The 26825-nt window shown below is 50.9% G+C and carries 16 protein-coding genes; 1 reads left to right on the top strand and 15 read right to left on the bottom strand.

Annotated features, from left to right (window positions below; translation table 11 throughout):
- Positions 1–21: 21 nt before the first annotated feature.
- The 6 genes from ACXAD0_RS06890 to ACXAD0_RS06865 all read right to left on the bottom strand — a co-directional run bounded on the left by ACXAD0_RS06890 (position 22) and on the right by ACXAD0_RS06865 (position 8183).
- Positions 22–360: a hypothetical protein gene (locus tag ACXAD0_RS06890; protein WP_475087633.1), complete on the bottom strand. Its 339-nt coding sequence runs from the start codon at positions 358–360 to the stop codon at positions 22–24.
- Positions 357–953 (bottom strand): tetratricopeptide repeat protein, encoded by a 597-nt coding sequence (locus tag ACXAD0_RS06885; protein ID WP_475087632.1) that lies wholly within the window; start codon positions 951–953, stop codon positions 357–359. The genes ACXAD0_RS06890 and ACXAD0_RS06885 overlap by 4 nt, the downstream gene beginning before the upstream one ends.
- A complete protein-coding gene (locus ACXAD0_RS06880; RefSeq protein WP_475087631.1) occupies positions 950–4129 on the bottom strand; it encodes a tetratricopeptide repeat protein in 3180 nt (1059 codons plus the stop codon). The genes ACXAD0_RS06885 and ACXAD0_RS06880 overlap by 4 nt, the downstream gene beginning before the upstream one ends.
- Complete coding sequence (locus tag ACXAD0_RS06875) at positions 4126–6099, bottom strand: tetratricopeptide repeat protein (RefSeq protein ID WP_475087629.1); 1974 nt, start codon at positions 6097–6099, stop codon at positions 4126–4128. Before ACXAD0_RS06875 ends, ACXAD0_RS06880 begins: the two co-directional genes overlap by 4 nt.
- A gap of 15 nt (positions 6100–6114) precedes the next feature.
- Entirely contained in the window at positions 6115–6624 is a 510-nt protein-coding gene (locus tag ACXAD0_RS06870; protein WP_475087628.1) for a hypothetical protein, read from the bottom strand.
- Between the two features lie 1349 nt (positions 6625–7973).
- Positions 7974–8183 carry a helix-turn-helix domain-containing protein gene (locus ACXAD0_RS06865; protein ID WP_475087627.1) on the bottom strand — a complete coding sequence of 70 codons (210 nt, stop codon included), beginning with the start codon at positions 8181–8183 and terminating at the stop codon, positions 7974–7976.
- 636 nt (positions 8184–8819) lie between these two features.
- On the opposite strand from ACXAD0_RS06865, the gene ACXAD0_RS06860 reads away from it, so the two are divergent.
- On the top strand, positions 8820–9572 hold the full coding sequence (locus tag ACXAD0_RS06860) for a metallophosphoesterase (RefSeq protein ID WP_475087626.1): 753 nt from the start codon (positions 8820–8822) through the stop codon (positions 9570–9572).
- Between the two features lie 23 nt (positions 9573–9595).
- Here the strand turns inward: ACXAD0_RS06860 and ACXAD0_RS06855 are convergent, their stop codons facing one another.
- From ACXAD0_RS06855 to ACXAD0_RS06815, 9 genes are all read right to left on the bottom strand, one after another.
- Entirely contained in the window at positions 9596–10240 is a 645-nt protein-coding gene (locus ACXAD0_RS06855; RefSeq protein WP_475087625.1) for a hypothetical protein, read from the bottom strand.
- 476 nt (positions 10241–10716) lie between these two features.
- Positions 10717–11280, bottom strand: a complete 564-nt coding sequence (locus ACXAD0_RS06850; RefSeq protein ID WP_475087624.1) for a hypothetical protein — start codon at positions 11278–11280, stop codon at positions 10717–10719.
- Between the two features lie 97 nt (positions 11281–11377).
- Entirely contained in the window at positions 11378–12385 is a 1008-nt protein-coding gene (locus ACXAD0_RS06845) for a hypothetical protein (RefSeq protein ID WP_475087623.1), read from the bottom strand.
- 162 nt (positions 12386–12547) lie between these two features.
- The gene (locus ACXAD0_RS06840; RefSeq protein WP_475087622.1) at positions 12548–14620 is read right to left on the bottom strand and encodes a GmrSD restriction endonuclease domain-containing protein; all 2073 of its coding nucleotides are present in this window, start codon (positions 14618–14620) and stop codon (positions 12548–12550) included.
- The gene (locus tag ACXAD0_RS06835) at positions 14617–20562 is read right to left on the bottom strand and encodes a DEAD/DEAH box helicase (RefSeq protein ID WP_475090329.1); all 5946 of its coding nucleotides are present in this window, start codon (positions 20560–20562) and stop codon (positions 14617–14619) included. Before ACXAD0_RS06835 ends, ACXAD0_RS06840 begins: the two co-directional genes overlap by 4 nt.
- A 325-nt stretch (positions 20563–20887) precedes the next feature.
- Positions 20888–24208 carry an STY4851/ECs_5259 family protein gene (locus ACXAD0_RS06830; RefSeq protein WP_475087621.1) on the bottom strand — a complete coding sequence of 1107 codons (3321 nt, stop codon included), beginning with the start codon at positions 24206–24208 and terminating at the stop codon, positions 20888–20890.
- 318 nt (positions 24209–24526) lie between these two features.
- Complete coding sequence (locus ACXAD0_RS06825; RefSeq protein ID WP_475087620.1) at positions 24527–25453, bottom strand: metallophosphoesterase; 927 nt, start codon at positions 25451–25453, stop codon at positions 24527–24529.
- Between the two features lie 80 nt (positions 25454–25533).
- Positions 25534–26091, bottom strand: a complete 558-nt coding sequence (locus tag ACXAD0_RS06820) for a hypothetical protein (RefSeq protein ID WP_475087619.1) — start codon at positions 26089–26091, stop codon at positions 25534–25536.
- A 96-nt stretch (positions 26092–26187) separates the two neighbouring features.
- On the bottom strand, positions 26188–26823 hold the full coding sequence (locus ACXAD0_RS06815) for a hypothetical protein (RefSeq protein ID WP_475087618.1): 636 nt from the start codon (positions 26821–26823) through the stop codon (positions 26188–26190).
- Positions 26824–26825: the final 2 nt, after the last annotated feature.

Here is a 26825-nt window from a genome sequence, read left to right as displayed (position 1 = left end):
CCTGATTTCAGTTATCCCGTCTTATTCGTCGGAAGTACTTAAGTTGTAAAATTCGTATTCGCGCATAAACACCTCTTTATCCAGGGGTTGCAGCGAATCATCGAGCAGACTGGAAGACAGGTCCGTCTCCACCCCGACTTCGGAACTCTTCCAAGGCACGATATAAAGTGACTTGGGCGCCTCTTTGTTACCGATAATGGAAATACCGGAGAGGGCTTTCACCTCGTTGTCCACTTTTTTCCCGCTATCCTGCTCGCCAGTTGTCTCCTTGCGCTCTGCTTCATCCTGCGCGAAACACACCGGGGCAATTGGGGCCATCATGAGCAACGCAACACCAGCGGATACGATCGTTCTGTTCATTGCACCCTTCGCTCCAGATCCACCAACCAGATTTTCACTTCAGCATCTTCCGGCCTGAGGGACTGGTAATGCTTGAATTGTGCCAGTGCACAGGACAAATCCTGGAGATACAGATCACATAAAATGCCAAGGTTTTTCACCAGAGGTGGATGATTGGGGTTGGCCAGTATTCCCGCCTGGTAAACTGTGCGCGCTTCCTCAAAACGCCCCTGACGACGATACAATGCACCCAACTCATTGCTGGCAGCGGCATGACTGGGCCGCACCTGCAGCGCCTGGAGAAAAACTTCCTCCGCGATTTTTTCATTCCCACTGCGGTAGTGGGCGATACCCAGGTTGACATAGGGGGCCGGCAACCGTGGCTCACGTTCGATCACCTCCTGCAACAGCGCTATCGCCTCGGCATACTGCTCGCCGCGAAGATAGGCCAGCGACTGCTCAAAATCGCGATTCACGCTGCCGGAGACCCGCACCGACGACAAGTCGCCCCCCGACCGCCCCGCCGGGGTCGTGGCGCACGCGGCCAGCAACAGAGGCAATATCACCATGACCAGGCGCGCTCCCAGGCACCGGTCTTTGACGCAACGCATCATGACTCACCCCCGGTCTCGGCAGCCACCTGCGCGCTGTCCGCACTTTCGTCCAACTGCCCAGCCGCTGAACTCACATCAACCGGTTCCTCAGCCTGCCCCACCGGCATGGGAACGATTGAAGGCATAAATTCTCCGTACTCTTCGACCCGCGCATAACGGGCTGGCATCATCCTGGCCAGGGTGCCGATACTGCGTTCGATCCACCGGTTATAAATACCGGCGCCGAGCAACTCGATATTTTTCTCGTGCACAGCGATGGAACGCTCCTCGAAGGGATAAATTTGCTCCTCCAGAGCCAGCTCGTACTCTTCCAGCTCGAGCGGACTCAGATTACCGGGCCGCTCGGACTCCTTCAGCGCCACACTGAATTCCAGATAGATCTCTGCCAAATAGAACGTGGCGGCAGCGGTGACATCCGCCACCTGATAGTCGATCAGGCCGGTAAATGCATCGGATGCAGCCTTCATCAACGCACGCTTGCGATTGAGACTTGTTTCAACGGGCGCAACGAGGGACACCGCAGCAAAGGCCTCAAATTTCGGCTCCGCCAGCAGGAGGGCGGCGTTGCCGCCCAGGAAGCGGGTTCGATCCGTTCGTTTGTCGCCACCGCGCCATTCCACACGTACCAGTGTGTCGAGCGCTGCAAGATAGCGGGACTGATCTCCGCTCACACGATAGATGTCGGCAATTTTCTGCCGCGTTTCAATGGCCGGCTCAAACGGCGTCGGGAAATACTCCAGATATCGGTTCAGCACGGTCAATGCGCGCGAGGGTTCCTCCGCAGCGAGATACAGATCGGACGCCTGCACCAGTGCCTCCCTGCGTACCGCGTCATCTTCCGACTCACGCTCGATCCGCTCAAATTCGCCGGCAGCAAGCAATAGCTCACCACTCTCCTGATACACCACCGCAAGCTTTTTGGTGACCTCACGAATCAGTTCATGCTCGGGGAAGTGCCGGCGGAAGTCGTTCAATACCGTGGCGGCGGCTTTCCAGGAAGCCAGCGCGATCAGGGAAGCCGCTGCATCATATTCCGCGGTGGCCAGGATTTTCGCCCCGGGTGCGGCCGCTCGAATTCTCAGGAAATGATGCGCCGCTTGCTGATGATCCTCGGCCTGCCGTGCCAAGTCACCCTGCTGGTAGATAGAGGCCGCAAGGTTGTCGATCAGGCCGGTCCGATCCTCAGGCTCGCGAGGCGTCAAGGAAAGAACTTCTCCGTAAGCGCCCTCCGCATCAACATAGGCTGCAGTATCAAAGGATGCATGGGCCACAGCGAGCCAGGCGGAACGTTGAATATCACTGCTGGCACCCGGAAACTGTTCGAGCAGTCCCCGACCATGCTGGATCGCGAGCGCGTGCTCCGCGAGACCATAGAGGTCCTCGACCGCTCCCAATTGGACCCGGGCGGCATTTTCATGCTGGGGGAAAGTCGCTGCAAATTGCAGGGACGTACGAATGATTTCGCGCAGGAAAGGCGCCCGCTGGGCCTGCGAGGCGTCCTTGAGCGCATCGCCGAGATGTTCGCGATACGCGTAGACAGCGGCATAGCCAGCTTCGCTGGACTTTTCATGAGTGGGGTATTCGTACGCAGTGCGCTCATACTCCACGCCCGCCTCCTGGAAATCGCGGTTTTCCAGCAGCAGTCCGGCTAACTGGAAATTCACTTCCGGCGCGCGCGGCTTATCACTGAAGTCTGCCAGGTATCGGCGATACCAGTGGATGGCCTCCTGGTAATTCTCCGCGCGCTTATCTTTCAGGCGCTTGTTCTGGTAGGCCGCATGGAAGTGCGCCGCCAGATCCGTCAGATTACTCTGGAGAAATTCGTAGACCTGCTGGTAATCGTCGATCGCGAAGACCGCCCAGTATTCACTATCCAGCGCATAGGTATTCGCAAATGCTTTTTTGGAATCGAGTACCAGCTTCGGAAAGCCGCCTTTTTCATAGATCTCGATAACCCGGATGGAAAAGTCCGGCGCAACTTTATCCAGAGGGTTACGCGTAACGAATGCGTTGTATGCCTCCGCTGCGTCCTGATAACGTCGCTTATCCAGGTAGTACTCTCCGAGATGGCTATACACATAGGCTTCATAGCCGCGTGCACCCTTTTGCTCGAAGTAGTCGACGATCGCCTCAGCACCGCCCAGGTAAGAAAAACTCAGGCTGATCACCCGGAAGGTGTCATCAACATGCTTACGCTCGACTTTGTTTGATTCCTGCTCAAAGTCATAGCCCTGCGACAACTTGAAGTCGAGCATGCCAATGAAGTCATCGAGCCCCTCTTCATACAAGTCTTGCTTGAAGAATGCCCAGCCGCGCTTGTACATGGCGAGCTCATAGAAACTGGAGCTCTGGCCCATGGCAATGACCCTGCCATAGGACTCTTCGGCATCCAGGTACTTCTTGCGCGTAAAGTAATATTCGCCGAGACGAAAGTGGGATTCGTCCGCATGGCGCGACGCCGGAAATTTGGCGACCAGATCGCGCAAAATGGCGACCGCTTCTTCAATTTGTCCGGTTTCCTCATAGGCGCGGGACAATTGATACATGACCTGATCATTGCGAGGGTACAGCGGATACTTAGCCAGAAGCTTTTTATACAGGGCGATGGCTTCGGCGGCATTCGCAGCCAGGATCGCATCGGCATCCCCTTCGGGGACTTCCAATTCGGCATCACTCGCTGCCACGTCCGCGCCGGCAGTTGCCCGCGCCTCAAAATCCTGATCGGTCTCATTGCCACGATCAGCGATTGCGGCTCCTGTAACACCCGTCACTACAGAGGCATCGGCACCGGCCACGGCAGCAACCGATGGCGCTTCCAGCCTTTGCACACGATCAGGAGCAACCGGGAGCTCCAATGTCGCAATGGCGTTCCCGCTGGCCGGGCCGGGAGCGGCCGCAGTAATCGAACCGGTCTCCTCCGCGCGGTGCGCTTGCTTGATCTTCAGATCGGCAATCCGGCGGATCGCCTCTGGCGTCAGCGCACTTTCGGGCGTCTCCTGCAGGTATTTTTGATAGCCCGCCAGCGCCTGCTCAAGGCTGCCGTCAAGCTGGGTTTCCTCAATATTGACTTCGACACGCTGGAGACTGGCAATGGTTTTCTGACCCGACGATGTGGCACAGCCGCCCAATACAGCGACGCAAGCGATGGCCAGAGGCGCTTTTTTAAAGGACATCATCGCGTACCTCCGGGCGCATCAGCGGGCTGAAGTTCCGGCGGGTTTTCCCGAGGTAAACCACCGTCCTCCAACTGGTACTGCTCGACTTTGCGCTGATCCTCTCGCGCCTCGAGCAACTCGTTGGCCCGGTCGTAACTGTCAGCCAGGGCGAATCTCGCTTTGATCTGGTAGCTTTCGAGAGCAGCGCGGCGCCGCTCCAATTCCGCCACAGCCATGGTCTCCAGCATATTACCCTGTCGCGCCATCAGGACTTTGAGACGATCCTGGGATTGCTGCAAGCGTGCCCGCAAGCGGCGGATCGAACTGTCATACCCCTCATAGCTGTGGGTTGCCGCCTGCCGGCTACGCACAAAACTGTTGTGCGCTTGCTTGAGGGCAGTGATCTCCCCATCGAGCTCCTGCAAGTGACGATACGCCTCGGTCAGACGCTGATCGTATTCCGTCGTAAGCCGCCAATTGACTACGCCTTCCAGGCGTGCGACCCGGTCCAGGCTTGCCGTATCATCACTGTAGGCAAGCGCACGCTTTAACCTTTCGAGTCGCAACAGACTGTCCTGCTCATCGGCGGTCGCCAAATATTCAGGCCGGCGCGAGACAAGCATCCGATCAATCCGGCTGGCAAAGCGATCTCGCTGCTCCATGCGCAATTTGATGCGCGCATCCAGCCGACGGAATTCCTGATCAATCACTGGCAACAACGGCTCGTAGTAAGCGCGACGCTGCGCAATCAAATCTTCGAACGCGACAAGACTATCCAGAGATTCGGCATTGCGTTCAAACAGGTCATTGAGATCGCGATAATTCTGCAGGAATTCCTGGTAATCGTTGGAAGCCATCAGTTGAAGGAGGTAATGCGTCTCCGGAGCACCGGGAATCGAACGCAGCTCGACCACCCAGTTCTTTACCTGGCTCGACTCCTTGCGGCGTAGAGCGTCAAGAAACTTGCCCTCGCGAATGCTTTTAATGGAGCGTGTCAGCACATCGATCTCGTGGCCAAACTGGTCGAGAGCCCTGCCGTAGTTCACCGCCGCAGTACTGTACACGTCCAACTTGCCATAGGCGTAGGGAACAGCCAGCAGCGCTTCCTGCACCGATGCGTCAGTGCCCTTCCTGTCCCGCAGTAACTGCCACGGCACCAGCGCCCGATCATAACGCCCAGCCCGAGCCTCTACCCAGCCGGCACCGAGCAGTGCGCGGTTTGAAAATGGCCCTTCGAGGCTCACCCGATCAAAGCGTGAGCGCGCCGCGTCAAACTCTCCCGCCTCCATCAAGCGGGACCCCAGCATCAAATTGGTCTTGTCATAGAGCGACTGCAGCGCCGGGTCCTTACTGGTCCGCCGCCCCAGTGACGTCAACTCGGCGATTCCGGCAACCTCTTCACCAGACTTCAACAAGGCGATGCCCAGGTTATATTCGATAAAGCCATCGAACTTTTCTTCACCGCGCAGGCCACGCAGAATTTCCACGGCTTCGGCAAATCTTCCGACCTGCATCAGCACCCTTGCCCGTAAGAATTGCTCGTCAGGCCGCACCTGCTCCGGGACACGCCCTTCAATCAGTTCGAGCGCATGCAGGGCATTCATGGGTTGCCGCTTGTGGTAATGAATCTTTGCCAGGCGGTACGCCGCTGCATTGCGCACCGGCCTCGGCACATCGCCCTTCAGGACGGCCTCAATAGCACGCCCCGCCTCCCGATGCATACGATACGAAAGCTCGAGGTCGCCAACCGAAAACTCGGCCTCCCCGAAGTGTGTAATAAACGGATCGAGTTCTGGCTCATCCAGCCGTCGAAACTGGGCAAGCTCTGCATCGAGCGAAACAATCGCATCGAAAAAATTATCCTGATGGGCGTCATACATCGCCGCTCCAAAGAACAGGTCGTTCAGTGGTGCCTCCTGGCGATCCAGTGCGGCGGCTCCCTGCGTCGTCAGCAAAGCGCCGAGGGACACACCCAGCAGTCGAGCGAACATCCGGCGGCCCATCAGTTACCAGTCCTTGAAACTGATTTTGGATTCAGCGCCGACAATCTGGATTTCAACAAACTTCGGGCCAACAGCTTTATCCACCGAGTAGGCGGCTTGCGCCTGAACCTGTTTCCCCGATGCAAGTTTGCCGATGACACGCGCCTCCAGCGGATGGGTACCCGCCCGCAAATTCGCGGTATACAACTTTTGCACACCCCCCTTTTGCAGGGCTTCCAATTCACGGAAGGTATACAGGTGATGCGCCACGACCTCACCATTAAATCGGAGCTCAACGGCTTCAAGGTCAAATCCCGGCTCACCCTTCAACGAAACAAACACCGCGGTTTGGGAGTTGGAGGGAAACAACAACTTTTCTTCCAGTTGCGCCAGTTCGGCAGTGATGCCGATCACATCCTGTTTGACGTCCTGGATCTGCTCGTCCAATCCTCGAATTTCGTCACGACTGACTCCCTGAGCGGAAACCCAGGTGGTGAGCAGCATCAGAGTGGTGATCTGAAGAATCCTGTACATTTTGCTACCTCTAAAACCCTGCGTTCACGACAGGCTTTGTTGCACAGCCGCTAGCGCGGTTCTTGCGAGCGATAAAAACGGGCGATGATAGACGCGATTCTAGGGCAACACGGTATAGGGGGGATGTGAGGCAGGTCATAGTTGGCAATGACGCCAAGCGGAAAGTTCGCTGTCAACGGGAACAGGTTCACGATTTAAGCGCGTGATGGGGAACTGTCCCGAATTCGCCAAACATGCAATTGCCGCGGAATGCAGAAGCGCGGAAGTGCAACATTCAGGGTTTTTATTCTTTATAAAGCGACAAGTGTGGAATCAGGGCTCACCCTTCCGAACAAGCACTTTCACACCGGCGGCCGACGCTGAGACAACAATTCACACTGGCAACGAACATAAAAAAAGGGAAGCCGTCTCCGGCTTCCCTTTACGATGTGGTGCCAGGGCGGGATAGGCAAACTGATTCGGGTTTGTACGAAGTGATTCATTAATGTACAAATCAATCATGGTGTACCCCCAAACGTACCCTCATATGTACCCCCATAGAAAATAATACGTTTGACCTCAGCCTGCGCTCGAAATTGGTCGAGAATCATGTTTTAGATCGAACCGATACGTACACTTTCGGTCAAATACCGTCCAGCCTCGAGCGCTATCTCACCATACTAGTATATATTTCAGTCAGCCTATCCTGAAGGGAGTCGCCCGCCCCCGCTACCAGCCAGAAGCGCTATCTCGCTCATTGCCAGCGGCGACCAATCATCACTTCACTCTGGGAGTCACCAATGCCCTCTCAAGAAGATCAATACCAAGTCGAACTCCTGTGGATTGGAACATCTTTAGTGAATGACACACCAGAATGGATTCAGGAGCTTGACCGACGGCTAAAACGCCAAACCTTGAGTCTGACATTTACAGCGGCTAAGCCACAACCCAAATGCGCAGAACGAACACTTACCCTAGAATCTCTAATCGAAGGTACTGACCCCAAGGACTTGGCGCTCAGCCCAGACGACCATGCCTGGCTGGCCACACCATCCGTCGGGAAGGAGGATCCTGATCAATATGATCAGAGCGAGAGTGATGCAGAAGAGGAGACCCTCTATATATGGGCATTGGCGGCTTGTGTCTTTGGCGACTCAGATAGAGCTTCACTCTGGATGGAAAACCTGGCTCCGACTCTCGACACTAGCCCTACTCAACTACTCTCGAGTAAAGCAGGAAGGCGTAGACTCATAAACACATTGTCTCGTGTTGCGAGCACCTGCCGCGGTGGAGAAGCTTAACAGCTAAACAAACTATCAACCGATCGACCCATATAGCCCCTCCGGCATACGCATTCCTCCCCCAAATATTCACGCATCATTCTGTGCGAGCTCTAGCAAATCACTGATTCCGCACCCCAGATAGACACATAGTTGCTCGAGCACCTCAAACTCAACTCTCACAGCAGTCTCGTGGTACAGCCGAGTGATGGTTCCCCTGTTTATCCCTGTATCTCGAGCAACATCAGAGATCTTGAGCTTTTTCTCGCCCATCAGTCTCGATAAGTGACACTTAATCATCTTTAAAAGCCCATATTGATCTACAGAAAGACAAAAAGGCTTGCAAAAGACCTTTTTCTGATTAATATGATCTGCAGGAGGTCAAATTGATTATTTGGAGTTCCTTTCATTCTATAGGAGGCAAGGGGAATGTCACATACCTATCTAACAACCAGTGAGCTCGCCAGGCGGATCAAGTACGACCCTCGCACCATCAGGGTAAGCCTGAAAGACAGGGTGCTTTTCGAGGGAGTACATTACATTCGGCCCTTTGGTGGCCGGAAAATTCTGTACATCTGGGAAGCGATTGAAAAGGAAATGGGACGGTCGACAGCCGGCTACGTCGGAGGCTTGCCACAATCTACGGGAACATTGGAGGGATTCTAGAAATGCTTACTCACGAGATGTTAATTGAAGAGCTACGGTCTGCAAGGCAAGCCAGGCGCAGACACTACCTGATCGCTGAATATCTCTGCAACCGACTACAAGTCAATGATGGTAAGCAATTGGTGTTGATACTGGGTACCGGCAACGAGCACTCCAATATTCAAGCCATTACCCATTGGGTATCCCACCAACTACAAGGTGCTATGCTATTGCCACACGAATTGAGCGACGCACTCACTACCCTCGAGCAACGCCTACTTCGCATATTAGTTGAGCATTTTCCGCCCCATTGAGCTAAATCTGACAGCGGTCGCCATGCTAGGAATTAGTCATCATCGTCACATTGTCGCAGAATCAGGGCAAAGGGTTTGGTTTTGTGGTGATGTCCATGGCGAGTTACAGCTGCTATTGCGGGAGCTAACCGACCGATCTGTCGACTTGGACAAAGACCTACTCGTATTGACAGGTGACGTTATCGACCGGGGACCTGACTCTGTTGGTATGCTTGAATTTGTCGCATCCAATGAAAATGTCTACTCGGTTTTGGGCAACCATGAATGGATGTATCTACGAGTGATGGACGAGCCCACCCTACTCGAGGAGTACATCAAGCCTGTCTACGGGGGCAGTTGGGTGCAAAATTTGTCAGATCCAGAGCGGGCGCGGCTGGCAAGTATCATCCAAACGCACTTTACCCCCGCCCTAACTGTCAATAAAGATGATGTCAGTATTGGCGTCATTCATGCCCGGGCACCAGAGGACTGGAAATCAATCACCGAAGGCTGCCTCACAGATGAACAATGGAAAACCTCGCTTTGGGACTTTAGCCTGCACGCCACTTCAAAGGCCCGTCAAACTCCTATTCCTGCAATAAAGAATATCCATGCCGTCATTCATGGGCATGTAGGAGATCAAATGCACATTGCCAGGAATCAAATCTGGATAGATACACTTATGCATTCGGGGTCTTTAACCCTGATTGAAATGTCTGAGGCACTCGATTTTTCCAGATTGAATCATTAGACAAGGCACGCCTCCATTACTTTTCAGGGAAGTGCCGCAGCAACGCGTATGCGATCAACCGAACCACCTCGTATCAACCAATCACGTCGACTGACAGCAACCCCATCCTCAAAAGCTAGATCGGGATCTACCGTCAAAAAAAAACGTTCGACGGTTAAAGGATTCCAGCCTTCCATAAGCGGTAGTAACTGTGCGAGCGCTGGAATAGTGCCGCCATCATAAAATTGGAACTCTGGAAACCTCACTCCCACATCTCCAGATATCCCGAACAAGTTATCTGTAGTTTGCAACTGACAAACTTGATCTTCCCCAATATGCAGCAAGTCAGATACCGTGTGAGCAGGTAAAGCGGCCTGATACAGTTTCTCTTCTCGAATACAACGTTCAACTCTACTAATCAATATCCCCGTTTCCGAGGCGATCTCAATTGGAATTCCACCACCGAGCAGACACAATTCATCCGCACACAACTGAGCCGAAGCTGAAGAACTACCCCACTCTGCGACGACTCGCTGCACCCCCTGAATTACTTGCTCCTCAATTACCTCACCATTTGCAACCCAATTCTCAAAAGTAGAGAAAAGCGCGCCTCTATCAATGTTGATCAAATAACGACCAAGCATGGTATCTAGCTCTCGTCCAATTAGCTTCTTGTCAGCGGGGCTCATGAAACTGCACCTCTCATAGTTAGATATCAGATCAACTTATAGACTAATTGGCGCTCAAGAAGGGTGCGGGTACAAGATTGACCGTCGGTGGAATGTAGTGGTCAACGGTCTTCGGACGGTAAGTTAAGTTTTTTTCTACGATTGCGCGCGATTGATTCGGGCTTCGAGCTCTTAGAGTATTTGCTGTTCCTGGATGAGAGCTTCGTTCGCGGGCGCTTCACCACTCTGCTCAGTCTCTAACTACTTTAACCATCGACGGATTACGATAGTACCGACATCCAGCGAACGGGCGACCACCGATATTGAACACCCTTGATCAACGACCAAACGGACAGCATCCAGCTACTTGCTCAAGGCAAAATCGTTCAACTCTCTTGTGTCAAACGATCCGGCTGAGGATATAGCGAGCGTAGCTATAACAGAAAACAGAGCACAATCACTGCTCCCTGTGCTATCAGACAACTACGAGAAAAAACTCAAGTTTTCGCCGTATCGAAATTCAAAAAAGCATCAAGACTTAGAACTCTCGGCTGGTGTCTGCCCCCGCGGAACCCGTCCATCCAAACAATAGATCTCTTAGATTCGGGGCCCACTGAGACATGGAACGGTCTATGTGGTGAGTAAAAATATAAGCGGTCAAAATTGGTATTTTTTGCCACCCATTGTGCAACAGCCAAGGAACTTTGACCTGCAACATAAAAGTCGACGGCGATCCCCAACCTGCGACAATAGGGCGTACCATTTCGATTCAACTCCCAGCCGGAGTGCTGATCCTTATCCGCCGTGATGTTCGGAAATTTTTGCCTTTTGATAAGTTTGACAAGTGCGGCAGAGCTAAACCCATAAGTCAATTTGACCTCACCAAACTCCTCCCAAACCGGATCGAGGATCTCACGACATATCTCTCTTATAGATTGATACGTTGCAAGTTCCTTTGGGATGTTATCAACGCCAGTTGAGTTCCAAGTATCACTACACTCAAAAAAATCACGATATACAAAGAACCTGCCGCATTGTGAATCTATATTTGGAAGATCCATATGAACACCCTTAATTTGTATTATTTATGGAAGGTATAAGAATTTTGGAATTAGAACACGAAGAGAAATCTTAAGCCTTACCTATCGATGGATACTTTTAAACAAGCCCTTTATTACGCAGCCATAACTCCCGATGTGATCGCCGTCTTTGTTCCCGCTTCTCATCTAGGTCAAAAGATTTGAGAAAGAGATTTTTTCTCTCTTCGGTCTCAGCAATCCTGGCTTCCAGCACTCCAACCCCAAGCTTATTTCGCTCTTCATCAATATATTTATTCTTTAGAAACTCGACATCACATAGATTTTGAGTCAACTCTTCCAGTTCGATAAGAAAACAATCCAACTTGGACTGCAAACCACTTCTTCTGTATCCAACATTTTTTAGTTCATGTAGCTTAGAACGATCTTTTTTCACCTGATCTATCTGACCAAATAAGATTCCTATCTGACTTTTCACATCAGCGATTTCATCGGACAGCGCATATTGACGGTCCTTTAAAGTAGCAATTTTTCGCTTTGCATTGCTCACACGCTGATAAGCGGAGTCCTTGCTATCTTTAAGAGACTCGAGATCACCAATGCTTTGACCAAAAAGTGAACGCTTTGGTAGCCTTTTCCCAGAATTCCCTAATAGCCATTGCGACCTGTCTGATTTGGCGTACCAAGAGTCAATTTGAGATTTATAGTAATTAAAATCACGGTATGCATCTTCCTTCTGTTCAAATGCATCTGACAGCAAACCCCTTATTTCGTTTTTTTCATCATAAAGGTGGCTTTTGTTGGCAAACAAGGAATCTTTTTTACCGTACAGACCTTCAAGCTCTTGCTTGTAATTCCTTGTGAAAAAGGAAAGTAAAAGTTTCGTTTCATCCAACTCGAATTTACATTTACTTTTTTCATTTTTAATTTCGTAAAGCGACTTATCAAATTTATTTGACGCCTGTTGATTAATCTTCGCTAATATTTTTTTCCTTTCATAATCTAATTGCTTCGTCGAGAAATTAGCGAAAGCTTGTTTTTCATACTCTACTCGACATTGACTTTCATATCGAGGAAAATCGAGGCTAATCCTTACATCTCGAATATAGCTTTTAATACGATTAAACATATTTTTCACTACAGAAAAACCTAATTATGTGATTTTTAACTGCTATTATCGAAAGGCTATCTCAGGAAAGAATGGCACCAACACGCAACTTCATTCTTGATTGAAGACAGCTCAACTTAGCGCCGCTCTTACCTAGCATACAAATCTTTAATCAGTGATCCACTACTCATCGCTACCTAGTTGCTTATCCAGCGATTGCCTCGCCAGTCCTACGATGTAGGTCAAATTTGACGGATCCTCGAGTCGCACCTCTACATTTCCGTTACCCCACCGACCTATATCAGAAACATCTTTGCAGAGCCCTCGAGGATCGTCGATCTCTGGAAAATCCATATTCAGCGAAATCCGCAAACCCTTGGCTTGAGGCACAATATCGACAAAATTAGTCTCAGCCTTGTACGCTACATATAACTTGAAGAAACTCTCCGATACACACTCATCCAACTCTAACAATCGAGCCCTCAATAACTCAAAGAGTTCTCGCGTACGCCCTCCATGAAGATGCTGATGATCGTCAATGGAATAGTTAGAGCTCACAGCTTTTACAACGCGATATTCTTGTAATTTCTCTGAACCAAGATTCGGGGCCAGCCAAATATCAACAGCGTGACGAGCTAGATTCTCTGCTCGAGCTTTGATACTAGATTCGCCCCATGATTCAAAGAGACCTATCCCTTCATTCAGTTTCAATGGCGATTGTCTAAATCCCCCATTCATATCACGCTTTTCTTTGAACGGTTTATCACTATATTCAGAGTTGTAACCGGTTAACGTCAGATTTCCAAGCGTGTGTAGATACTGCTCCTGAATACGCTGCCAATCCTCCCCCAATTCTTTCTGCCACTGCGCACTCAAGTCGCTATTTTGGGGCATGATATGTTCAATAGTGTAGTCATTAACCGGCACACGCTCTTTACGCCCATGATTTTCAAAACGGCGCAGCCAGTACGAACGTCGATTGAACTTGTACAAATTACGGATTTGAATTTGACGAATAAACTCCTCATCTTTAGGAAATCGCCGGTATGAAGGCAGCAGCTGGAAACTGGCTTTTGCACTTTCAAGATAGCGAGTCTTGTCAACACTTTTCATTAAGGTGGCGAATGTCTGGCGCTGGGAGTTAGTAGGGATGTCACATACAGCTCGACGGAATACATAGCTTTCCACTAAGCGCGTTATCTCCAACATTTCCTCACGATCGAGAACTTTATCGGTAAAATCTTTGTAGAGTTCCATTAAGAAGGGATAGGTTACGTCCGCACGGAGTTCTCGGATGTCATGGAAAACCTCCCCAAGTTGCACGTCCTTTTCTGTTCCGAGCGCAATCCGGCAATAGTAACTAGCGTACCCTTTTAGCGATGACAGTAACGACTCCACTTCAAAATCACGCGAGTAGGCTTTAAACTCATCGTAGACTTCTGCCTTCCGCATTCGGGTATTGCCAGTCTGTACAACCAGGTAAAAACGCATAAATTCATCGAATCTTTGGCTATAGTTCTCTGCACCAAATTCGACTTCCATTGGACGCCAATACTCTTCATATAGACGAGTCTGAAAATCGTGTTCGAGCCCCATCAACACGAAATTTCGAATTAGATCTGCCTGTGTGAGAGCTTTACCTGTAGAGTTCATGCTCTCGAATATCATCTGAGGGTTGTCGATGCCTTGCTGTAAACACACATCGACGATCATTAGCTTTTTGATACCCTTCCAAAGATTATCAATGTCCGCTGATTCAATCTGATCAGCGAAGAACTGATAGTTCGAAGCAATACGTAAAGAGTCATTGTCGTCCAATGTTTTCCCATCCAAGATCCGAATCAAGGTATCCTTGTCAGTCTTGGTCAAAAGCATCCGGTATGCCGCCTCTCCCTTACCGTATCGGTTCTTTAGGTAGTAGTCCTCGAGCTGCGCTGCTGATATAGGCTCGTCTATATCTTCTTTCTGCAGTCGATTTTTCAGCGCTAATAGCAGTAGCGTCATAGTAGTGATACGTTGTTGGCCATCGATGACCAACCAGCGAGGGATAGCAGCATCAACGTTTGTTTCAGGAATATAGACTGCAGAGCCAATAAAATGACTATTGAGATCAGAATTGCTCCCTACGCGAAGAATATCGTCCCATAACTGCTGACATTGACTGAGTTCCCAGCTGTATGCTCGCTGAAAAATAGGGATTATAAATTGCTTCGATCCCTCAAGCAGTTGAGTAAACTGTAAGTCTTGTGCTTTCACTGGGTCACCACTGTAATAAAGGTCGGCCAAGAAGCGCTGTTGATCATGCTTGCCTGATTTTGGTATTTCTGGATTGCGTGCAACTGCTGAGCGACATCACAAAGAAAGTTAAACCGATCATTATATGTTCTAACTTTATCCCAGTATCCGACGCCCTGATCCAGCAAAATTTTTGTTGTCTTACCAGATTCCCATTCCAGCAAAAGGACACGACCATGAGACATGGTCTTTGGCGTGTTTTCCATATGCACAGTTACCTGTGACTTTAAATTAACGCCAAGCCATTCAGCTATCACGGATCGCTGATCATCCGGATCAGTCCAGTTCGCATCAATGAAGGAGGATGAATTAATCCCCTTTACCTTGACAGTCTGGATCTCCAAAACACATTCACGCAACGGGAAACTGGAAAGCATTTTTTCCAGCAACAAGACTACCCAGGGTGACTTTAGGTAGCGATCGCTATAGCTAATCTTCTTAACTCGATCACTAGAGAACTGCTCGCGAAGGGTTGGCACTTCCTCTTGGAGTAACTGCGCAAACCGTTTAGGAAAATCGACCACAGGTCCATTCAATGTGTCACTGAATTCAACCACTTGGGCCCCGCTGAGATTGGTCTCCCAAAATTCCGCTGGTATAGGCACATACTCCAATGCAGGAAGGGCCGTAGTCGAAACTAGTGCATCTCCAGAGGCATCCATTAGCCAACTCTCGCCCGGAACAAATACAACAGGGCTCCGGCCTAAAAGTGTGCCTACGCCGCCAGCACCGCTTACCTGTATACCTACGTTGACATCACCAATACCATCCAAAGGAGACTTGAGTGAAACTTCAACTCCCATGCGGCTAAGAAGCTGGAAACTGTGCTTCACTTCATCTGAAATGACTAAGTCTGGCTCAAGTAGCAGCCTGACATTTACTCGGTCGGCTACCTTCCACCCAAGAACAAGGTCACGAAAGTGCTTATGATTGACGTCGCTGTCAGAGCCAGGTATGCAAATTGAGACGGTGTCAGCACCACCATTGATTTTTGATCGAACCCATTCGATCGGGCTAATTGCGCAGTGTCTAGCACGGGGCACCAGATCGAAGTCAGACGGTATCGAGAGATATTCGAGTAGCCCGATGGAATTAAGCCATGCAAGCGCACCATGTCGATCGAGTGTTTCCTGCTCGACACGACTATCTTGGCCGGTCAGGCACGCAGAGCAGACATTATCGCACTCTGCCGGACATTGCAGACGCTTATATGCGCCTTTCAATAGACGTGCAATATTTCCGACTTCGGAGGTACAGAAGCCCCCGCCTCCACTCACCCGGTCGTAGACTTGGATTACAAAGCGCTCAGCGCCCTGTTCGACGTCCCTATCCTTGCGAAAGCCAAAGCCCATCTCAGTACTCGCGACGCCGAGCATTCCCGCAATTTCATCCCTGAGAGCAACGGCAATAGTCGCAGCGATTGCCTGACCAGCGGGTGTAGTAGGCAGCCATTCTCCAGTAGCAGGGTTCTTTAGGTAAACTTCGAGCACGTCAGTAGAAGTCTGGTACCCCAGATATACGTTACCCATGACCTTTTCGCCGCTACAAGACTCGGCTCTATCTGCACCTTTTCCTCCGCCCAATGGCGCATGTTGCTTACCAGGACGTAAGGCTTGCGGCAACTCGCCATTGGCTTGCATAGACTCCGAGCGCCCACAAGCCATGCAGATCGCATAGCCTTTCTGGTGTTCGCCGGACGAGTGATGAAACACTGTTCCCTCGTTCCCATATTGGATATAACCGAGACGCTCATCGGGAAGTGATATACGGGAGCCGCTTACAGTGATGCGAGGAGGCTCAACACGGATAAATTTTTGCGAAGTAATGTCATTGGTTGTTTCTTTATAAAAATCGGTCAAAAAGCCTGCTGGCCGTAGGACTAGCTTCTTTTCTGGTTCTGAAATTGGATGATTGCAACTTCCGCAATTTAGATCCCCAGTCTTGCTGTAAGCATTTTCCTGTATGCCAGACGCGCCACACTGTTTGCACCGCCAGGACAGATCGAATTTCTGAACCTCATTTACTGCACCATCAGAGTGCCAGTGTAAACTTACGCCGGCGCTTCGATAGACGCGACCATCGATGACGATCTCGGATCCAGGGGCATACTCACGGATGGCGACATCAAGCCCTCGACTGGGCTTTTCTTTATAACTATAAATATTGTCCTCACGCGAAGCGCCTGCCTGCAGGTTTTTCCGATGTTTAAATTCTTCAAAATTGTAGGTATTTATATTGACAACATCTGTCGGAAAACCATATCCCGGGAGGTAAACACGTGCGGCCAGATCTCGCAGGAGATACTCTTCATTATGGCGTTTTAGTTCGAGAGAAAGTGCTTTCTTATAAGCCTCATCAGTAGCTGCAGCCTGCTTGGATGTAAGGCTGTCGAACTCGTCCCTCCAGCGGTCCTGGAGCTTCGTCAACCTCTTACTAGATTCATCAACTATCTTATGCGGCGCAACGCCAGCTAAGGAAGTGCCTCGAAGTAGGGCATGCATTGCCTGTTCGAGCTCTGAAGGCAAAGACTGTGTCCATGCGTTGAATTGCTGACAGGGAGAGCTCTCACCTCCACTGAAGAACCACTCGACGTTTAGCTTAGTGTTATCGGTAGAAGTTTTTAGATGGCCGCGAAGAAATATACCGAGCATCAACGAATGTACATGTCGTTGAACAATACGGTCGGAACTTAGGGTAATCGACGGTGCAGGAATCGCAGTAACAAATGGCCACTTTGGATTCGTGAATGCGCGTTGGTTATGCGGATCTTTTTTACACAAGGTATAGGCAATCGCCCTTGATTCACTGCGACGTCCCGCACGACCAGCTCGCTGCAAGTAATTCGCAGGGTGAGGAGGCACATTGTTCATCACTACCGCCGAAATACCACCGATATCGACCCCCATCTCCATTGTGGTGGAGCAATTCAGTACATTCACCTGACCGCTTTTAAACAAGTCTTCATATTGTTTTAGCGCTTCAGATGACTGCTGAGCAGAGTGCTCCGCGGTTCTATAGTAGTAGCCCCCCTCTACAATCCGATCAGATAGATCGGTCCAGAGTCCTTTTGCGCGCAACTCGCGAACTTCGAAATTATCTTGTATCAAGTCGCGAACAGTCCTGACTTTCTCAGTTCCAGTTTCCTTGGCTTCGAGCTGGGTCCATCCAGGCATCGATACCAAGGTACAGCGATAATCACCTTCTCGGTATTTTCTTGGTAGATAAGGTGTCAGACCAACAAATGCTGTATCTAGCAATCGCCCTGTGACAGGACATACCCAAGCCTGACTTGGCAGTGAGAACTGCAGCTTTCTTAGCTTCAGTGCATAGCCTGTCCCGGACTGCTCAATAATTCGTACGTTTTTCAGTTCCTGCCAAGCCTTCTCGAGCCAAACATTTACGACATCAAGGCTAGTCTGATCTGAGATATCCTTGCCTGTAGCCAACTCCAGTAACTTGACCAAACGCCCACGATGAGGCCCAGGCTTAGCCATAGGCCACTTCTTCACACGCGGACTTTCCTCTATATCCGCACCAGGCGAGAACAAAGTCTTCGGTGCAAACCGAGCTCCCATCCAATTACGAAGATTCTCTTCCAATTCCAAAAAGGTATTTTCACGGACGTGAAAATCCAGTGCGACCTTCAAGAAATCTCGCCAATCATCGATGCCTAGCCGGCGCTTCTCGCCGTCGTTCAGCTGTACCTCGGACTCTTCCCAAAAATCTGGGCATTGACGGACACTATCCAGGCCTTGATAACCAACCTTAATGATGCCAAGGGTTTCAGTGCTATTCTGGTTTTTTGGCCTGCGGGCAAACTCTCTGGCCAGCAAAAGCCTCGCCATAGTGCTTGGGTCGTCGCCTGAGCTAAATAACTCTGGGCTAGCATATCGGTTATAACGAACAATTCCATTGACAACAATTGGATTGGCTGCCAACTCTCGGGTCATCGTGTCAAAGTCAATTACTGATTCTGACGTGCTGGCCTGCTGCTTTCTCAAAGCATCTTCGGCTGCCATAATCAGAGTCTTTTTAATAGCAGGGTCTGGCATCGCTTCGGCAGCAGCCATTAAATCTTCGTATGAGCTGGCCGAATTCTCTCCCGCCTTGAGCTCTGCATCTGCCATTCGATTACGGAGCGCTTCAAAAACCAACCCACGTAATCCAGAACGTTCAGCTTCCTGCTGCATTTTCACTGCAAGTCTTGCGGTACCCTGCCGACTATCGGTAAACGTAATCAACTTGCGCCCCCGCCCCGGCAGCTCCTCTGGAGAATTTTTCCCCAAATCCCCCTTTTCTGGATCCGGACAGTATTCCAGAACGGTAGGCACCGCATTACTGATATAGAAAGGCGCCCCCAAATAGCACTGCCGATAAAACTTTCGACCGTTAAACCCACTATTATCACAATGTCGACATGAAGCTTCTATTTCGGTTGATTGCTGGAAGGTAATATTGCGCTCGGCCTGGATGAGGTTGATTTCCAGATTTCGCGCGTCAACGCTAGCGTTGGTGTATGTATCCAGATCTGCATTATTTGCAAGTTGCTTGTTTCGTTCAGTCAGCGGCGAGGCAATCACCCACTGGGAGTCCAGCGCGATTGATTCATCTAAGGCGCTTCTCGAATCATCCTCACTCTCTGACTGCTCCACTGACAGAGCAAACTCATCGCGTACATATGCGCTACGTTGATGCAGAAATCCATTGTTTTCTTCTGCGAGGAGATGTGGTGTTGCGCAATCGTGGCAAAAGGCAACCTCGTAGACAGGTGCATTACATTTACAACGAGACTTTTCGCTTACGTATAGATTGCCAAACGGCCAATCTTTAAGATTTTCTGACTTTTCTGGGCAAGCGGGATCAATACAGGACCAGAGGCCATGCAACATACGCTGAAAGAAGTGCGCCCGAAGCTTTAGGAAGGGCTCGCCCCCCTCTTTGAACTTGGTGCCGGTCATCAAGTCAATCCAGGAGAGAACCTCACGCTGTAGCGATTCCCTATCGCCTTTTGGCAATAGGTCTTCAACCGCAGAAAGCAGTTCATTCAGAGTCTGTGGCTTCTCCTCTTTATTGGAAACGATCGCATCACGAAGACGACAGGCAATCACCGAGTGTGTGAGTGCCTCGTAGCGAGATGGCGATACTTCAGAATTTGACTCGATAGCACTGATATCGTCCCGCGTCGCCGTTGATGGCTCACCATCGCACTTCAGCTGTGGAATACTGCGGTGCCCACCAATAACGACCACCTGCGATTCATCAACGCCAGCCAAGCTCGATAGATAGGTTTTTAACTTTGCCTCAGCATCCTGGTCAGCAATAGTTGCAGAGGTTGCAACAAAACGCACGTCCTTGGCCTCGCGCCCAAAGGCATGGAGTACCCGACGCAATAGTAACGAGAGCTCGGCGGCTTGAGAGCCGATGTAGGTGTGCGCTTCATCCAATACGATCCAACGCAAAGATTGTGCTTTACGAGAAATCTCGAGAATCGGCGCGTCATCCTGTCTAACCAGCATATATTCCAACATTGTGGAGTTGGTCAGGAGTATCGGCGCAGGTTCTCTCCGCATACCTTCACGGGACAGGATCTGGTTAGGGCGATCTCGCTGTTCCTTTCGCACCTTCGATTCATTATGTACGGTATTGCCGTTGTATAAGCAGAAACGAATGCTCTTATCGTAATCTCTTGTCCATGCATCGAGACGCTCTTGCTGAGAGTTGATCAATGCATTGAGCGGATACAGGAAAAGTGCCCTGACACCCACAAGCGGCCCACTCTGCTTTTTCTCCCGAATCAGGTCGTTCAGGATCGGAATCATAAAGCATTCGGTTTTTCCGGAACCCGTGCCACTAGTGACCACTGCCGACTTAGGCTGATCATCCTGCAACGTTTTCCACGCCATTAGCTGGTGTGTATAGGGGTGAACGTGCCCAGGGAGGTCATAACCTCCGCTAGCGCTCGCTAGCGTCTCGACTAATTCCGGTTCCAATAAGTTGCCTGAAAGGCTGTCCAGACTACGATCAGAGGGGGCCCAGCCGAAGGTGTGTTCAAAAACCGGAGGCGCCAAAAAGCAGCCTTCTGCACCTAGCTCATCAGTCATTTGGCTCTCGAGATGCGCGCGCAGATTGGGATCACTAATCCCGAGAATACTGAGAGTTGATTGCTTAGTACGGCTGAGTGATTGTTCTACCAGACTCTGGAAATACTTCATTGTAAGCGGGCTCTCTTTATTCTTCTGTCATCAGGTACGTGGTCACGATTGCATGGGCTGGCACAAACCAACCCTGTCGATCAAAGTCCGCGAGCACACGGATAGCAAACTTCATAAAATCTGGGTTTACTTCGAGATCTTCTGGCTTTGCGCGTCCAGCGGTCACATAACCAAGAAATATTGGTAGGTATGCCAAGGCATTTGTTTCGTGAGTGTTCGAGTAATCGCGTAATTGAGGTGCGACCTCTTGATCTATTACCCACTGACGTAGATTTGAGCCCAGATAACTGGGCCAACGATCGATTTCCGGATAATTCCTGCGCAAGTCCTGAAAGAACATTGGCAATATCTCGATGGGCGAAACGCTCCTAAGATCGCTGCGGCGACCGCCTTGTATATATGACTCCATGCTCTCATAGCCAGATATGAGACTCTCGAAAACGCTACTGCGCTGCGTCATGATGCTACTAACTATTGTCTCAGGAAGTCCATTGCCGACCATCCAGTTAGCATACTTTTCATAGCTATCTCGCCAGGTAGCCAACGGTATGTATTCCCAGACGATCGAAAGCTCCTCCTGGAAGCGTAACGCTTTCGCTTCGTCGAAGCCCAGCCGCAAAGTAGCCAGTGCGAGAGCACCGGGATTTCGTGCCAGTGACTTCCAAGCCTCGAACGTCGATAGTGGTAGATGGCTGAAATTATCCCAGAGTTCTTCCAGATAGCCCCAGCCGCTATGAGATAGGTCTACGCACATACGGGCGATTTGAGCGTCGATTACTGTGGGGTTGCTCTCTGGATGAAAGGCTCTAGTAGCAGCATGAAGAGAGTGGATCTCGTCCTCGTTTGCCTCGATCTGGCCGTTAGGAACAAGTACTGGCCGAAACTGCTCTTTAGCACCAGGCACAGGATAGATTAGCCATGGACCACCGTCAGTCATTTTTGGCTGAAACTCAAATGCGCCCATGCCCACACCAAGTGTGGTGACCTCCTCCAGCTTTCGCGGTTTCATCGCGGGATCGGAGAGAAGCATTGCCTCTACGACACGCGCTTCTCCCACATGCGTTGCACCGGCACCTTGGAGGCGGAAGGTGCCACTCCCCTCACTCTTGAGATCACGGTTAAAGCGCCGGATATCGAACCGCATAAGAGGTTTGTGCGAATCGACACTGAACCGAATGTAACTGTCCTGATTTCCGGTAACACTGAGCATCTGACGGATATCATCACTGAACGCAAAGAGCGATAAAGGTACGGGTCTGTCGGTAACCGCAATGGAGTAGTGACGTTTAATTGTGGCAGCGGTTCCGCCCACCAGCTGCATCTGTATATTAAACACCTGTCGGCCAGTCATACCGTTGGTCAGTATCAACTGGCTACCCAGGAGATCCTCTACCAGCAGGTCTACTGGCGAATCTTCTTGTCCATCACGGTTAATAAATCGAACGCCGTCCAGAGGATAGTCGAGTCGAAGTTCGACTGAATCCTCTCTCGCCCCACTGAGCAATAGCCGAAATCCGGCAGGCGGCGTGGGCCCGCTTCGTTTTAGCGGTAAGGACGCAGTGCCGCCCGATAAGATAGCTTCATACGACTCGATGCCCTCACCACACACCCGGGCCCTGAGCGCAGCACCTGAATGCACTCTCACTTGGGCAGACTCTCTGGTGCACTCAGGCACGAGGCTGATTTTTAAGTCCTCTGGGAGAACTGCAAATCGGCGCAGCAACAGAGTTTCACCTTCACCGTTGGTAACCTTATAACGAAAGGCTCCGTAGCGCTGAATTGACGCCTCGGCAGTTTCACGCTTGCCATTGATGTAACGGGCGCAGTCTCTGCCAACAGCAACTCCAGCTTCAGAGACAAGCTGTGGCCAGCCACGATAAACAGTGGTGGGCAGAGAGCTGTCCAACATTGTCCTGCCTTTCAGCTGTATCTGGGAAGCGAATTCCCCTGAGCCCGCAGGAGCAAATCGATATCGTTCTTCTCCCAGCTTCAATCGGACATCATCGGAAATGAGCAACCAGCTGCCGTCGTTGCCTGAATGATGGCAATCTATATCCGGGCCTTCAACTTCCGCCCCAAAGGGCGCCCACAATAGAGCCTCTTCCATACCATACCGGTGTGAGCCATCGGCCGTCAGGATCCAGCCATGATCCCCTCTCTCAAATAAGAGCGGCGATCCAGTAAAGGAAACTGCGCTGTCTGCAAGCGTTTCCGCAAAGATCTCCTGGCCATTTGCCAGAAATGCCACCTTAAGGGGTTCGCTATACTCCCGACGGGTGAGCTTGAAATACTGACGAGGCAAGCGAACGCTCATCTCGACTTCCGACTCCGTTCCGAGCTGACCGTATATCGCACCCGCTTTTGCCAGTAGTGCATCACCTTCATAGAATGCCAGCTCCAGGCGGGTGCTCCTTAGCATGGCGGGATCAACAGGGAATCGCATTTCCTTCGGTAAAGTGACTTCGGTCTTGATGTCTCGCTCAAAGTAACGTTCCGGATCTAGCCAGTGGTTACAGCGATTAACCGTTTGTTCTTGCACTTTTTGCAGGCGCTCACCGCGGCTTCTGTCTGCACGACGTAGCCAGTCATTCACTAAGCGCCTTCCATTCTCCTCCCCCAACGGGATTGGAAATCCTCCTCGCCAACCTTCGACATGTTGGTCGAGATAGCTCGCAGGGTCTTCCTGGTCGGTAATAGAGTGGGTTTCAACAAGCGAAACTAGCTGTTCAACAATACCAGCGAGCAATTGGCGAGTTTCTGAGTTGCGGAAGCTTTGGGGCAAGTAAGGGAGATAGTCGTCAAGAAATTCTGCAGTGCCGCGACCGGCATCGCGATTGGTATAGTAATTTTTAAGCCCTGCAAGAACGGCGCGACCAAAGCCGTGCTGTTCATGCTGAACTAGCTTCCAGGGCAGGCCCCCTTCTGCAAACAATGAACCGAGATTATCCCGACCATTCGTTCGCATACGAATCGGGCGCTTCCAATACTTTACCAGCCCCTCATCGAGGGCTTCACTACGCTGGGCTGGCGTAAGGCTGATCCCCAGATCACGTTCAAAGCCATTCCATGACCAACCACCGTCACTCGCGTCATAGTTACGCCGAAATGACTCTGCGACGTACAGGCAAAAGCAGGCCGCCCAGGTGGTTTTTCGTATGGGGCGGTCAATATCACCAACCCCATCTCGCAGCACCTGGGCAAGCTCGGTGAATTCTTCCTGGGAGACGTGGTAGCCAAACAAAGGGCGACCATCGGGTATTTTTGCACCTCGAACCATCCGCTCAAGACGGAACATATCCAGCCAATCTTTGGCTGTCGCTGCGGCAACTAAACTCATTGTGCCAAAACACCTCTTTATTATTCTCTGCTCTCAGGCACGATTCCCGTACCCTCCACAGGGGAGGCTCGCACAGCCAGTCAGGGGAAGTTTCCTTTTACTGCATGCGAAGCTTTTGTATTTATTGTCAGTATTTACGCAACCAGACTGATCAAAAAGCACACGAACCGTGCTTTGTACAACCAGGCTGAGCAATTCCCGGCAATCGCCGAAAATGATCGGCTCAGGCTAATACGGACGCCAGTCCAACGCAAGTTTGTGAACTGCATCACAATCGATTTCAGCCGAGGATCGATATCTGTTACCCCACTGCATTGCCTACGAGGCATAGACGAAGCTGTTGCCGCTCAATTTTTGTTCTCCATTAAAGCGATACGCAACGAGCCTACCTCCACCCGCCACGGAATAATCAAGACAGGCAACATTGTGCGTGAGAGGCGCCGGCACCCCATTTAGCCAGTAGTGACCGATAAAGCACGGCTTAGCTGTTTCCGGGTACCGAGGCATACGCGCGGGGATGGGCAACTTGGCTGCGCCCCCAATATCAACACCAGCGGGCAATGCAACCTCGCCCAGTATTTCCGCGGAGGATCGCCACCATTGCACCCGGACTGCCGATCGCGGATTGCCATCTTTATCATGGAAACTCACATCTTCGGGTAAGCGTACTTCGCAGCCCTTGAGTAACGTCTCCACCGCGTGAAATACGTCGCTGCCCTCCGTTGTTGCCTCGACCAAGAGCTCCGGCGTTATATATGCGCCTTCAGCCTTTGCTGCCAACAGGCCAATACTTTTCTCGTCCCAGCAGGCATGCACCGCGCGCAGGCTACCCAAGTCCAGCCACATGGGCAGAGTGCGGAAGAAGTTCAGCACTTCCGCTTTCTCCGGGCATTCATCGGGGTACTCATTGAGAAAGGCCTGATGTTGCTCAGTGTTTTTCTCTGTATGGGGGCGCAGATACTCTCCATTAACTCTCGCGTGATAAGCCAACGCATTGAGTTCGTGATTCCCCATAATCGCCCTCGCATGGCCATTACGGACCATTGGCATAACGATCCCTAGTAGCTTGCGGTGCTGTGCCAGGTGCTCACCACGGTCAATAAAGTCTCCGAGAAAGATCACTTTGCGTTCTGGATGCGCATATCCCGTTGCCGTTTCCCGATAGTCCAATACGTCCAGCAGCTCTATTAATGCATCGGCATGCCCGTGAATATCGCCGATGATGTCGTACTTATTTTCTTCCACTCGATCCCTCTACCTGCGACTATCAATGGAGTGCCTGCCGTCGTCGACAAACATCATTATTTCGCTCTCTGTCACTGATCTTATGTTCTACGGTACTCGCCAGTATCGACATTGACGACTAACCGAGAGAGCCTGGTTGGATGCTTAAAGATAGCCTCCCGCTCTTGGACTCCAATCAGCTTCCAAGCCTTCGCGGCCTTCTTAATTACCTCTGCTGCTTTACAGCCCATCAACTGACTCAGCGCAGCCTCCGGATCAAATCCGTTGGCAACAGCGATCTCTACACTGTCCTCTAGCACAGCAAACCACTCATCTGCTTCACGCTCAAAACACTTGATTGGATACACCTTCTCCTCAAACCGCTTGATACTCCACTTTTCCGCCGCGGCGTCGTGGGGCTCCAGCATGACGATATACCCGGGCATACCGGCTTTAATCGACTCAATATGTCGAATGCGCTCGCCGTAACCAGGACTCCCGTAGTCGTCCCGGTTACCAAGAACATAGACTCGTCGCCCGTCAAACTCCGGCACCCAGCTGCGCAGAAAAACGGCCTTGTCATTCTCTGCTCCCCAAGACCACTGGATATTGTGTAGAGGTGCCTGCAATACCTGGGCGAAGTATTCACTGATATTCATAATTGCTACTCAATTAACGTGTTGATTATTGATTGACTCTAAAGGCAACCAGTTCCAGGCCTGATAATCACAGTCATTATTCTGACAACAGCACACCTATGAAGTCTCCGCTAAACGAATCGCCAACACCGTCGTTACCAGCCTGGTGCCTGCATTGCGTGCTGCCAGCATGAAACCCAGGGCCGAAATAAGGAAAATCCAGACGGAGGCATAACCAAATGCAGACATAGGCGATTCCAGTAAAAACTTTGCAAAGACAAACATTGCTGCACTGAGTAACGAAATTGATGTGCCATCTCGGTAGAGCAAATAGGACCTATGAGTAGAGGCCACCGCAGGCTGATTGATTACCGGCCGATAGAACTCACGATACCAAACGCTGTTCTGGGCCTTATGGTCTGATGACAGTGCCAGATAATCTGGCACTTGTACTCGAAGCAGCTCGCAATCGATACGCGGGTCAGCCTCGGCCAACTGGATGAAACGGTGTCCCGGGAGAACATTCCGCACGCGAAGAAACACAATCGCGTTCTTCAAATCTACGGGGAGCAAGTAGCTTAGCCATCCGGCCAGTGCCCCAATCGCGAGCATGACACCGCCGGCCTGTTGAATAGATACCAATAGACTGAGGTCGAAAGTAGCGGAGTTCAGAGAATGAATGGCCAACAACTGCAGCAGTAGAAGTAAGGCCAGAGGCGCAACGTTTTGCGCCTTTAGTGACATAACGGCCATGC

This window comes from Microbulbifer sp. ABF4_148, assembly GCF_056158985.1.
The sequence above is the reverse complement of the archived record's forward strand: the minus strand, read 5'-3'. Positions and strand labels throughout refer to the sequence as shown.

Bases quoted from the DNA above. Each gene is read 5' to 3' on its own strand.
- ACXAD0_RS06890 (WP_475087633.1), bottom strand. From the start codon at position 360: ATGAACAGAACGATCGTATCCGCTGGTGTTGCGTTGCTCATGATGGCC.
- ACXAD0_RS06885 (WP_475087632.1), bottom strand. From the start codon at position 953: ATGATGCGTTGCGTCAAAGACCGGTGCCTGGGAGCGCGCCTGGTCATG.
- ACXAD0_RS06880 (WP_475087631.1), bottom strand. From the start codon at position 4,129: ATGATGTCCTTTAAAAAAGCGCCTCTGGCCATCGCTTGCGTCGCTGTA.
- ACXAD0_RS06875 (WP_475087629.1), bottom strand. From the start codon at position 6,099: ATGTTCGCTCGACTGCTGGGTGTGTCCCTCGGCGCTTTGCTGACGACG.
- ACXAD0_RS06870 (WP_475087628.1), bottom strand. From the start codon at position 6,624: ATGTACAGGATTCTTCAGATCACCACTCTGATGCTGCTCACCACCTGG.
- ACXAD0_RS06865 (WP_475087627.1), bottom strand. From the start codon at position 8,183: ATGATTAAGTGTCACTTATCGAGACTGATGGGCGAGAAAAAGCTCAAG.
- ACXAD0_RS06855 (WP_475087625.1), bottom strand. From the start codon at position 10,240: ATGAGCCCCGCTGACAAGAAGCTAATTGGACGAGAGCTAGATACCATG.
- ACXAD0_RS06850 (WP_475087624.1), bottom strand. From the start codon at position 11,280: ATGGATCTTCCAAATATAGATTCACAATGCGGCAGGTTCTTTGTATAT.
- ACXAD0_RS06845 (WP_475087623.1), bottom strand. From the start codon at position 12,385: ATGTTTAATCGTATTAAAAGCTATATTCGAGATGTAAGGATTAGCCTC.
- ACXAD0_RS06835 (WP_475090329.1), bottom strand. From the start codon at position 20,562: ATGGCGTGGAAAACGTTGCAGGATGATCAGCCTAAGTCGGCAGTGGTC.
- ACXAD0_RS06830 (WP_475087621.1), bottom strand. From the start codon at position 24,208: ATGAGTTTAGTTGCCGCAGCGACAGCCAAAGATTGGCTGGATATGTTC.
- ACXAD0_RS06820 (WP_475087619.1), bottom strand. From the start codon at position 26,091: ATGAATATCAGTGAATACTTCGCCCAGGTATTGCAGGCACCTCTACAC.
- ACXAD0_RS06815 (WP_475087618.1), bottom strand. From the start codon at position 26,823: ATGGCCGTTATGTCACTAAAGGCGCAAAACGTTGCGCCTCTGGCCTTA.